This is a genomic window from Streptomyces minutiscleroticus, from assembly GCF_014650875.1.
GTDB classification, from domain to species: domain Bacteria; phylum Actinomycetota; class Actinomycetes; order Streptomycetales; family Streptomycetaceae; genus Streptomyces; species Streptomyces minutiscleroticus.
The window spans coordinates 1-11867 of the sequence record NZ_BMVU01000003.1 but is presented as its reverse complement, the minus strand read 5'-3'; the positions used below and the strand labels follow the sequence as shown (position 1 = coordinate 11867).

Here is an 11867-nt window from a genome sequence, read left to right as displayed (position 1 = left end):
GAGGGCTGGGTCACGCCGAGCCGAGTTCGTTGTCGATGAAGGCGAAGACGTCGTCCGCGGAGGCGTCCTCCAGGCGGCCCGTGACGGCGCCGTCGTCCTGGCCGAGGGTCTTGTTCAGGTCGTTGAGCAGGGTCTGCAGGCGGGTGGTGATCCGGCCCTGCTCGATGTCCTCGGCGGTCAGGCCGCCGAGCCGGGCCGCGACCCGGTCCAGTTCGGCGAGGACGGAGTCCACGGAGGTGTCGGCGCCCGCGAGTTCGGTGCCCAGGTGCTTGGCGAGGGCGGCGGGGGTGGCGTAGTCGAAGATGAGCGTGGCCGGCAGCGCCACCCCGGCGGCGGTGCTGATGCGGTTGCGCAGGTCGACCGAGGTGAGCGAGTCGAAGCCCAGGTCGCGGAAGGCGGTGGTGGGCTCGACCGCGTCGGCTCCGCCGTAGCCGAGGACGGCGGCGGCCTGCCCGCACACCAGGTCCACCAGGGCGCGTTCGCGCTCCCCGCCGGTCAGCCCGGCGAGCCTCTGCGCGAAGCCGTCGGTCTCTGCCTGCGCGGCCTGCCCGCCCGTACCGGGGCGCGCCTCGGGCAGCGCGGACAGCAGGGGGCTGGGCCGGGTCGCGGTGAACGCGGGCGCGAACACCGACCAGTCGACGTCGGCGACGGTGACGGTGGTGTCGCCGCTCTCCAGGGCGCGGTGCAGCGCGGTGAGGGCGCGGTCGGGGTCGAGGAGGGACATGCCCATCGCGCGGGCCGCCGAGCGCACCGAGCCGTGCGCCGCCATGCCCTCGCCGCCCCAGGGGCCCCACGCCACCGAGGTGGCGGGCAGTCCGGCCGCGCGCCGGTGCTCGGCGAGGGCGTCGAGGAAGGCGTTGGCCGCGGCGTAGTTGGCCTGGCCCGCGCCGCCGACGGTGGCGGTCAGGGAGGAGAACAGCACGAACGCCGACAGGTCCAGGTCCGCGGTGAGTTCGTGCAGGGTGCGGGCGGCGTCCGCCTTGGGCGCGAGGACCTTGGCGAACCGGTCGGGGGTGAGCGCGTCCAGGACGCCGTCGTCGAGGACGCCTGCCAGGTGCAGCACGGCGGTCAGGGGGTGCTCCGCCGGTACGGAGTCCAGCAGCGCGGCCAGTTCGGCGCGGTCGGCGACGTCGCAGGCGGCGAGGGTGACCCGGGTGCCCGCGGCGGTCAGCTCCGCGCGCAGGTCCGCCGCCCCGGGCGCGTCCGCGCCGCGGCGGGAGACCAGCAGCAGGTGGTCGGCGCCCTCGGCGGCGAGCCGGCGGGCGACGGCGGTGCCGACCGCGCCGGTGGCGCCGGTGACCAGCACCGTGCCGGACGGCTTCCACGGCGCGCCCGCGCGGGCGGGGGCGTGCTCCAGGCGCCGGCCGTAGGCGCCGGACTCGCGGACGACGACCTGGTCCTCGCCGCCCGGGTCGCCGAGCAGCGCGGCCAGCCGGGCGACGCTCTGCGGCCCGACCTCGGCGGGCAGGTCCACCAGTCCGCCCCAGCGGTCGGGGTGCTCGAGGGCGGCGACCCGGCCGAGGCCCCACACCCCCGCCTGGTCGAGGCCGGTGACGGCGGCGGTCGTGCCGTGGGCGACGGCGTCCCGGGTGACGCACCACAGCGGGGCGTCGGTCCCGGCGTCCCCGAGGGCCTGCACGAGGGCGGCGGTCGCGGTGAGTTCCGTCGCCGGGGCCAGCAGGGACAGGACGCCGTCGACGGCGCCGCGCCCGCCGAGCGACTCGGCGAACTCCGCCCGGTCCGCGGTGTCGGACACCATGAGGGTCTCGACGTGCAGGCCCCGGTCGGCGAGGCCGCTCAGGACGGCCGTGGTCCACGGGTCGCTGACCGCGGAGGCGGGCACGACGGCCAGCCAGCGTCCGCCGAGCGCGGGCGTGGCGGCGGGGGCCAGCGGCTCCCACGCGACCCGGTAGCGCCAGGCGTCCGCGGCGGCGTTGGCCCGGTTCTGCTCGTGCCAGGAGGCCAGGGCGGGCACCACGGCGGCGACGGACGTCTCCTCCTCGACGCCGAGGACGGCGGCGACGCCGCTCACGTCCTGCGCGCGCACCAGCTCCCAGAACGGGTCGGCCGCGTCGCCGCCCGAGCGGGCCGCGGCCGAGCGCTCGGCCTGCAGGACGGGGGCGTCCTCCCAGTGCCGGTCCCGGCGGAAGGGGTAGGTGGGCAGGTCGACCCTGCGGCCGCCGGCGAAGACGGTGCGCCAGTCGGGTCCGGTGCCGGTCAGGTGCAGCCGGCACAGGGCGTCGACGAGGGCGGCGTCCTCGGGGCGGTCGCGGCGCTGGGTGCCGACGGCGTCCGGCACCACGTCCTGCGCCAGGTTGGTGAGCACCGCGTCGGGGCCGACCTCGAGGAAGCGGGTGACGCCCTCGGCGGCGAGGGAGGTGAGGCCGTCGTGGAAGCGGACGGCCTCGCGCACGTGGCGCACCCAGTACTCGGGCGAGGTGAGCTCGTCGGCGATCCGACCGGTGACGTTGGAGACGACCGGCAGGGCGGGCTCGTGGAAGGTGAGGCCCGCGAGCACCTGGCGGAACGGCTCCAGCATGGGCTCCATGCGGTGGGAGTGGAAGGCGTGCGAGACCTTCAGCCGGGTGGACTTCTCCACCCGCGCGGCGACGGCGAGGACGGCCTCCTCGTCGCCGGAGACGACCACCGCGCGCGGGCCGTTGACGGCCGCGACGTCGACGCCGTCGGTGAGCAGCGGCGCGACCTCGGCCTCGGCGGCCAGCAGGGACACCATCGCGCCGCCGGCCGGCAGCTCCTGCATGAGGCGGCCGCGGGCGGCCACCAGGGTGACCGCGTCCTCCAGGTCCAGGACGCCCGCGACGTGCGCGGCGACCACCTCGCCGATGGAGTGCCCGGCGAGCAGGTCGGGGCGTACGCCCCAGTGTTCGAGCAGCCGGTACAGGGCCGTCTCGAAGGCGAACAGGGCCGCCTGCGTGTACACGGTCCGGTTCAGCTCCGCGGAGGCCGGGTCGGCCTCCTCGAACATCACCTCGCGCAGCGGCCGGTCCAGGTGGGCGTCGAACGCGGCGCAGATCTCGTCGAGGGCGGCGGCGAACACCGGGAACGCGGCGTGCAGGGTGCGTCCCATGCCGGGCCGCTGCGAGCCCTGGCCGGAGAAGAGGACGCCGAGCCGGCCCGGTTCGGGGGCCGTCACGGCCGCCTGGCTGCCGTCGGCGACGGCGCGCAGGCCGGCCAGCAGCTCGTCCCGGTCGCGGCCGGTGACGGCGGCCCGGTGGGTGAACAGGGTGCGGGTGGTGGTCAGCGAGTACCCGACGTCGTACGGGTCCAGGTCGCCGGCGACCGCCAGGAGCCGCTCCGCCTGCCGCCGTACGGCGTCGGAGCCCTTGCCGGACAGGACCCACGGCACGACGGGCAGCGCGGCGCGCTCCGCCGGCGGGGCGGCCTCGACGGGCGGCGCCTCCTCCAGGATGGTGTGGGCGTTGGTGCCGGAGATGCCGAAGGAGGACACCCCGGCGCGGCGCGGGCGGCCGTCGGTGTCCCAGGGGCGGGCCTCGGTGAGCAGCCTTACGTCGCCCGCACTCCAGTCGACGGCGGTGCTGGGCTTCTCCACGTGCAGGGTCCTGGGCAGGACGCCGTGGCGCATCGCCATGACCGTCTTGATGACGGCGCCGACGCCGGCCGCGGCCTGCGGGTGGCCCATGTTGGACTTGATGGACCCCAGCCAGACCGGCCGGCCCTCCGGGCGGTCCTGCCCGTAGGCGGCGATGACGGACTGGGCCTCGATGGGGTCGCCGAGGGTGGTGCCGGTGCCGTGCGCCTCGACCGCGTCGATGTGGTGCGGGGCCAGCTGCGCGTCGGCGAGGGCCTGCCGGATGACGCGGACCTGGGCCGGGCCGCTGGGCGCGGTCAGGCCGTTGGAGGCGCCGTCCTGGTTGACGGCGGAGCCGCGGACCACGGCCAGCACCTCGTGCCCGTTGCGCAGGGCGTCGGACAGCCGCTCCACCAGCAGCATGCCGGCACCCTCGGCCCAGGCGGCGCCCGCGGCGTCGTCGGAGAAGGAGTGGCAGCGGCCGTCGGGCGACAGCGCCCGGCGCTCGCTGAACTCGATGAACATCTCGGGGCTCGCCATGACGGCGGCGCCGCCCGCCAGCGCCAGGGAGCACTCGCCCCTGCGCAGCGACTGGATCGCCTGGTGCAGCGCCACCAGGGAGGAGGAGCAGGCGGTGTCCATGGTGACCGCCGGGCCCTCCAGGCCCAGGGTGTAGGCGATGCGGCCGGAGACGATGCTGCCGGAGATGGTGCCGCCGACGTAGTCGTGGTGCATCAGGCCCACGAAGACGCCGGTCGGGGTGCCCTTCACCGTGGTGGGGTCGATGCCGGCCCGCTCGAAGGCCTCCCAGGTGACCTCGAGCAGCATCCGCTGCTGCGGGTCGGTGCCGGGCGCGTCCTTGGGGCTGATGCCGAAGAAGGCCGGGTCGCACTCGGCGGCGTCGTGCAGGAAGCCGCCGTGGCGCACGTAGGACTTGCCGGGGGCGCCGGGCTCGGGGTCGTAGATCGCGTCGACGTCCCAGCCTCGGTCGGTGGGGAACTCGGTGACGACGTCGACGCCCTCGTCGACGATGCGCCACAGGTCCTCGGGGGTGCGCACCCCGCCGGGGTAGCGGCAGCCCATGCCGATGATGGCGACGGGCTCGCGGTCCTGCTCCTCCAGCTCCCGTACGCGGCGGCGGCTGCGCTCCAGCTCGGTCGTGGCCCGCTTGAGGTAGTCGCGGAGCTTGTCCGCCGTGGCCGGGTCTTCCATCACAGGGCTCCCAGTTCGTTGTCGATCCTGGCGAAGAGTTCTTCGTCGCTGGCTCCGCCGAAGTCCTCCGGCGGCACGGGCTCGGCGTTCCGGCCGTGGGTGTCCTGCCAGCCGCGCAGGAGCGCCTCCAGACGCGCGGTGACACGGGCGTGGCTGCCGTCCCGGTCGGGCAGGGCGTGCAGTTCGGCTTCGAGGCGGTCCAGCCCGGCGAGGGCGGACCGGGTGAGGTCGGCCGGTCCGGGCACGAGCGCGGCCTTGAGGTGGGCGGCGAGCGCGCGCGGCGAGGGCTGGTCGAAGACCAGCGTCGCCGGCAGGGTCAGGCCGGTGGCGCCGGCGAGGAGGTTGCGCAGTTCGACGGCGGCGAGCGAGTCGAAGCCCATCTCCTGGAAGGCGCGCCCCGGGTCCACCGCCTCCGGCGAGGGGTGGCCGAGCACGGCGGCGACGTGGGTGCGCACCAGCTCCAGCAGGGCGCGGTCCCGTTCGGCGTCCGGCAGCGGCGCGAGGCGCTCGCGCCAGGAGGCGGCCGGCGCGCCCGCGGCGGACCCGGTGGTGCGCCGCCGCGCGGGGCGCACCAGGCCGCGCAGCAGCGCGGGGACCCCGTCGGTGCGGGCCCGCACCGCGGCGGCGTCCAGCCGGACGGGCACCAGGACGGCGTCCTCGCCGCCGGGTGCCGCGTCGAACAGGCGCAGCCCCTGCCCGGCGGTGAGCGGCGGCAGGCCGAGCCGGCGCAGCCGCTCCAGGTCGGCGGTGTCGATACCGGCGCTCATGCCGCCCGCCTCCGACCACAGGCCGTACGCCAGGGAGACGGCGGGCAGGCCGAGGGAGCGGCGGTGGGCGGCGAGGCCGTCGAGGAAGGTGTTCGCGGCGGCGTAGTTGGCCTGGCCGCCGCCGACGAGCAGGCCGGCGGCGGAGGACAGCAGGACGAACGCCGACAGGTCCTTGTCGCGGGTCAGCTCGTGCAGGTGCCAGGCGGCGTCCACCTTGGGCCGCAGCACCCGTGCGACCTTGTCCGCGTCGAGCGTGGCCAGGACGCCGTTGTCGACGACGCCGGCGGCGTGCACCACGGCCCGCACCTCGTGCGCGCCGAGCAGCGCGGCCAGTTGGTCGCGGTCGGCGGCGTCGCAGCGGGCGAGCGTGACCTCGGCGCCCGCCGCGGCCAGTTCCTCGCGCAGCTCGGCCGCCCCGGGGGCGTCCGCGCCGCGCCGCCCCGCCAGCAGCAGGTGCCGTACGCCGTGCTCGGTGACCAGGTGACGGGCGATCAGGGCGCCGAGGCCGCCGGTGCCGCCGGTGATCAGGACGGTGCCGTCCGGGTCCCAGGCGGGCGGGCCGCCGGGCTTGGCGCGGGCCAGCCGCGGGGTGCGCACCTCGCCGTCGCGGACCGCGACCTCCGGTTCCCCGGCGGCGAGGGCGGTGGCGAGGGCCCGGCCGGGGGCGGCGCTGCCGTCGCTGTCGACCAGCAGGAACCGTCCGGGGTTCTCGGCGTGGGCGGCGCGTACGAGGCCGTGGAGCGGGGCGTGCGTGAGGTCGCCGGAGCGCAGCAGCACGGCCAGCCGGCGGTCCGCGAAGCGCTCGTCGTCCAGCCATGTGCGCAGCGTGTCCAGGGTGGCGTTCACCCGCTCCCGCACCAGGGCGGGCAGGTCCCTCGGGCCGTCGGGGGCGGGCGGCACCGGCAGGACGACGAGGCCGGGCACGGGGCCCGCGGCCGCGAGGGCGGCCAGGTCCGGGTGGCGGGGCGCGTCGAGGCCGGCGTCGCCGTCGCCGCACACGGCCAGGTCCGGTACGGGCGCGTCCGCCGGTCCGGGCGCCGGGACGAGGTCGACCCGGTACAGCGGGTCGTCGGCGTCCCCGGCGAGCTGCTCGGCGGAGACGGGCCGGGCCACGAGGCTGCGCACGGTGGCGACGGGCGCGCCGGCGGCGTCGGCGAGGTCGAGGGTCACGGCCTCGGGCCCGGACGGGGACAGGTGCAGGCGCAGGGCGTCGGCGCCCGCCGCGTGCAGGGTGACGCCGCCCCAGGCGAACGGCAGCACCGCCCGGCCACCGGGCAGGTCCAGCAGGTTGACGTGGAGGACGGCGTCCAGCAGGGCCGGGTGCAGGCCGAACGCGGCGGCGCCGGCGCGGGCCTTCTCGGGCAGCGCGGCCTCGGCGAACAGCTCGTCGCCCCGGCGCCACATGGCGCGCAGGCCCTGGAAGACCTCTCCGTAGCCGTAGCCGGTGCGGGCCAGCCCGGGGTAGAGGTCGTCCAGGTCGACGGGTTCGGCGCCCTCCGGGGGCCAGGCGGTCAGGCCGGCCGGCGGCGCGCCGTCGGCGGGGGCGGTGGTCAGGACGCCGCCCGCGTTGCGCGTCCACGGCGTCTGCGGGGCGTCGGCGCGGCGGGACCAGACGGTCACCTCCCGCTGCCCGTCCCGCTCCTCGCCGACGGCGACCTGCACGGCCACGGCGCCCTGCTCGGGCAGGATCAGCGGGGCGTGCAGGGTGAGTTCGCCGACCGTGTCGCAGCCGAGGCGCTCCCCGGCCTGCAGGGCCATCTCGACGAAGGCGGTGCCGGGCAGCAGGACGGTCCCGTGCACGGCGTGGTCGGCCAGCCAGGGGTGGGTGGCGCGGGAGAGGCGGCCGGTGAGGACCGCTCCCCCGGTGTCGGGCAGGTCGGCCGCCGCGGCCAGCAGCGGGTGGCCGGTGGCGCTCTGCCCGAGGCCGTCCGCGTCGCCGCTGCCGCCGGCCTCGGCCTCCAGCCACAGGCGGGTGCGCTGGAAGGCGTAGGTCGGCAGGTCGGTGCGCCGGGCGCCGTGCGGGGCGAAGAACGCCTCCCAGTCCACGGCGGTGCCGGCCGCGTGCAGCCGGGCGACGGCGCCCACCAGGTCGCGCTCCTCGTCGCCGTCGCGGCGCAGTCCGGCGACGGCGACGGCGTCCTCGGGCAGGCACTCCCCGGCGAGCGCGGTCAGCGCCGCGTCCGGTCCCACTTCGAGGAACGTCCGTACGCCGAGGCCGTACAGGGTGCCGAGGGCGTCGGCGAAGCGTACGGGGCGGCGGACGTGGTCCACCCAGTAGCCGGGGGTGGCCAGGTGGGCGGGGTCGGCGGCGGCGCCGGTGAGCGTGGAGACGACGGGGAGCCGCGGCGGGTGGAAGGAGCACCGGGCGGCGGCCTCGGCGAAGTCGGCCAGCATCGGCTCCATCAGCGGCGAGTGGAAGGCGTGCGACACCTTCAGCCGCTTGCTCCGGTCGAAGCGGGCGGCGAGCGCGTCCACGGCCTCCGCGGTCCCGGAGACGACCACCGAGCGGGGGCCGTTGACGGCGGCGAGGCCGACCCGGTCGTCCAGGTACGGGGCGACCTCCTCCTCGGTCGCGCGCAGGGCCGCCATGGCGCCGCCCCCGGGCAGGGCGGCCATGAGCCGGCCGCGCGCGAGGACCAGGGCGACGGCGTCCGGCAGCGACAGCACGCCGGCGACGTGCGCGGCGGCCAGTTCGCCGACGGAGTGGCCGGCGAGGTGGTCGGGGACCACGCCCCAGGACTCCAGGAGGCGGTAGAGGGCCACCTCGGTGGCGAAGACGGCGGCCTGCGCGTAGTCGGTGCGGGTGAGCAGGTCCGCGTCGTGGTCGATCACCTCGGCCAGCGGCCGCTCCAGCTGCGGGTCCGCCAGCGCGCACACCGCGTCGAACGCCTCGGCGTAGACGGGGAAGGCGCGGTGCAGGGCACGGCCCATGCCGGGCCGCTGCGAGCCCTGGCCGGTGAACAGGAAGGCCGTCCTGCCGCCGGTCCGGGTGAGCGGGGGCGCGGCGGTGAGCCCGGCGAGCAGTTCGCCGGTGTCCCGTCCGACGGCGACGGCCCGGTGCTCGAAGCGGGAGCGGGTGGTGGCCAGGGACAGCCCGACGTCGGCCGGGCGCTCGCCGGGGTGCGCCGCGAGGTGGTCGCGCAGGCGCGTCAGCTGGCCGTCGAGGGCCCGGCGGGTGCGGCCGGTGACGATCCACGGCACGAACGTCCCCCGGGCCCGTCCGTCCGGCACCGCGCCCTGTCCGCCCTGCTCCGCGCCCTGTCCGCGCGGTTCCGCGTCCGGTCCGTCCTGCGGCCCGGCCGCGGTCGCGGGCTCGTCGGCGGGGGCCTGCTCGAGGACGACGTGCGCGTTCGTGCCGCTGATGCCGAACGAGGAGACGGCGGACCGCCGCGGCCGCCCGGTCTCCGGCCAGGGGCGCCGTTCCAGGACCAGCTCGACGGCTCCCGCGTCCCAGTCCACCTGGTCGGTGGGGGTGTCGACGTGGAGGGTGGGCGGCACCTCGCCGTGCCGCATGGCCATCACCATCTTGATGACGCCGGCGACACCCGCCGCGGCCTGCGTGTGCCCGAGGTTGGACTTGACGGAGCCGAGCAGCAGCGGCCGGTCCGCGGGGCGGTCCTGGCCGTACGTCGCCAGCAGGGCCTGCGCCTCGATGGGGTCGCCGAGGGAGGTGCCGGTGCCGTGCGCCTCCACCACGTCCACGTCGGCGGTGGTGAGCCCGGCACCGGCCAGGGCCTGGCGGACGACGCGCTGCTGGGAGGGGCCGTTGGGCGCGGTCAGGCGGCTGCTGGCGCCGTCGGAGTTGACGGCGCTGCCGCGGACGACGGCGAGCACGGGGTGGCCGTTGCGCCGGGCGTCGGCGAGCCGTTCGAGGAGCAGCATGCCGGCCCCCTCGCCCCAGCCGGTGCCGTCGGCGGAGGCCGCGAACGCCTTGCACCGTCCGTCCGGTGCCAGACCGCGCTGCCGGCTGAAGTCGACGAAGGTCTCCGGCGTGGACATCACGGTGACCCCGCCGGCCAGGGCGAGCGAGCACTCGCCCGACTGCAGCGCGCGCACCGCCCAGTGCAGGGCGACCAGCGAGGAGGAGCAGGCGGTGTCGACGGTGACGACCGGTCCCTCCAGGCCGAAGGTGTAGGCGACGCGTCCGGAGGCGATGCTCGCGGCGCTGCCGTTGGCGAGGTAGCCGTCGAGGTCGTCGGGGACGGAGGCGAGGCGGGTGGCGTAGTCGTTGTACATGACGCCGGCGAAGACGCCGGTGCGGCTGCCGCGCAGGGACGCCGGGACGATGCCGGCCCGCTCGAAGGCCTCGAAGGAGGTCTCGAGGAGCAGCCGCTGCTGGGGGTCCATGGCGAGTGCCTCGCGGGGCCCGATGCCGAAGAAGTCGGGGTCGAAGTCGGCGGCGTCGTGCAGGAATCCGCCGGTGCGGGCGTAGGTCCTGCCGGCCTTGGCCGGGTCGGGGTCGTAGAGGGCGTCGACGTCCCAGCCGCGGTCGGCGGGGAAGTCGGACACGGCGTCGGTGCCCGTGGCCACCAGGTCCCACAGGCCCTCCGGCGTGGTGACCCCGCCGGGGTAGCGGCAGCCGATGCCGACGACGGCGACCGGGCCGTGTGCGCGTTGCTCGTTCTCGCGCAGCCGCCGCCGCGCCTCCCGCAGATCCGCGGTCGTCCGCCTGAGGTAGTCGAGCAGTTGCTCTTCGTTGTTCACCAGCGCGCCATCCGATCGAGATCGAAATGAGGGCCTCGGTCGTGCGGACCGCCTCCCTCGGCGTTCCGGTCCGCTGTCCCCCTCCGCTGTCGGAGGCTAGGGAGATCGCGGTGACACCCGATACCCCTACGGCCCCCAGGGGCCCCGGGGCCCCGCCGGGGCCGGAGCACGGCGCGCGGTGCCCGAACGGGCACGAAGACGCTTCTTCGTGCCCGATGTCGCGAGCGTCACACTCGCCCGCCACCCTTTACCGGCCGGTAAACCAGTAAATCAATAGGATGTGAAAGGGTGCCGCGGGAGAGGCTTGAAGGAGTAACCGGCTGCCACAAGTGTGCAGTTGACAACATTGGAACAGCCGGATAGCCTTTCTGCCCACTATGAACAGGTGACCGATTTCGCCGACCGGCGATAAAAGCGCGAACTGCCCGAATGGAATTACAGCGGAATTGACCGGGATCCACTCCGCACATGTATTCCGGGCGAAGCAGCGGTTACCGAACGGAAACGAACCGGCACCGCACTGCAATGAAGCAGTGCCCGTCTTCATCAGATGGAAAACGGGGGAACACCAGGATGGGTCGCCGTTCCCACGGCACACGTTCTGACCACACCGGCGGAAGGAGCGAGCGCGCGAGGAGTCACCGCGGCGGCACGAGCACGCCCCGTCCCGGGACGCGCCCTCGCACGGGCCGGAACGGCCGGACCGCCGGCCCGGACCAGGGTTTCGGCCCGACGCGTCCCGTCTCCCCCAACGCGTCCCGTCAGGCACCGCCCCGCCGGGGCCCGACCGGGCCGACGCCGCCGTCCAGCGGCGGCGCCGGCCCCGCACGGGCCCTCCACACCATGTCGCACCGCACCCCCCACGTCACACACGAAAACGGGGCGCGACCTCACAGGGAAACAGGACCAGGGGACCATGATGCGCCTTTTCGACCGCACCAGAGAACTGCGGACCCTGAGCGAAGCGTTCGACGAGAGCGCCCGCGGAAACGGCCGGCTCGTGATCGTCACGGGCGGCCCCGGCTCCGGAAAGACCGAACTCATTCATGAATTCCTGACGACGCTCGGCAGAGGGAGCACCCGCATACTGACCGGTACGGCCAACGCCGCCGATCAGGACCGGCCGATGAGCCTGATACGGCAATTAACCCCCGACGGCGACATGGCGTACGCGACGTGTAACGGCACGCGTCCTGCGGGGGGCGCCGAGGAGAAATTCCCCCGACTCGACGTGCACAAGCGCAAAGCCGCTCTCGGGCCCGTGGGACACGAGGCGGCCGACGCCCTCCTGCGGCTCGCCGACGGGGAGCGCTCCCTGGTCGTGGCCGTCGACGACGCCCACCTGATGGACCGGGCGTCGCTCGCCGTGCTGGTCCAGCTGCTGCGCCGCAGCCGTTTCCGCAAGGTGCTCGTCGTGTGCGCCACGGAGGGACGGGCCGGCGCCGCGCGCACCGGTGTCCACGCGGAGCTGATCCGCCAGCCGCACCACCGCGTACGGCTCGCCCCCCTGTCGGAACAGGGCGTCGGCGAACTGCTCGCCGCCCAGGCGGGCCGCGTGCTGCCCGGCAACGTCGGCCGCGCCTACCACCGGGCGACCGCGGGCAGTCCCCTGCTGGTGCACGCCCTGCTGGACG

3 protein-coding genes are annotated in these 11867 nt (G+C 76.0%); 1 reads left to right on the top strand and 2 read right to left on the bottom strand.

What is annotated here, in order from left to right; translation table 11 throughout:
* Nucleotides 1-10: 10 nt before the first annotated feature.
* A complete protein-coding gene (locus IE271_RS05295) occupies nt 11-4765 on the bottom strand; it encodes a type I polyketide synthase (protein ID WP_444546136.1) in 4755 nt (1584 codons plus the stop codon).
* Nucleotides 4762-10233, bottom strand: coding sequence for a type I polyketide synthase (locus tag IE271_RS05290; protein WP_190189003.1), 5472 nt, complete (start codon nt 10231-10233; stop codon nt 4762-4764). Before IE271_RS05290 ends, IE271_RS05295 begins: the two co-directional genes overlap by 4 nt.
* 919 nt (nt 10234-11152) lie before the next feature.
* Here IE271_RS05290 and IE271_RS05285 point away from each other — a divergent pair.
* A partial coding sequence (locus IE271_RS05285) for an ATP-binding protein (RefSeq protein WP_190189002.1) occupies nt 11153-11867 on the top strand: 715 nt, incomplete at its 3' end.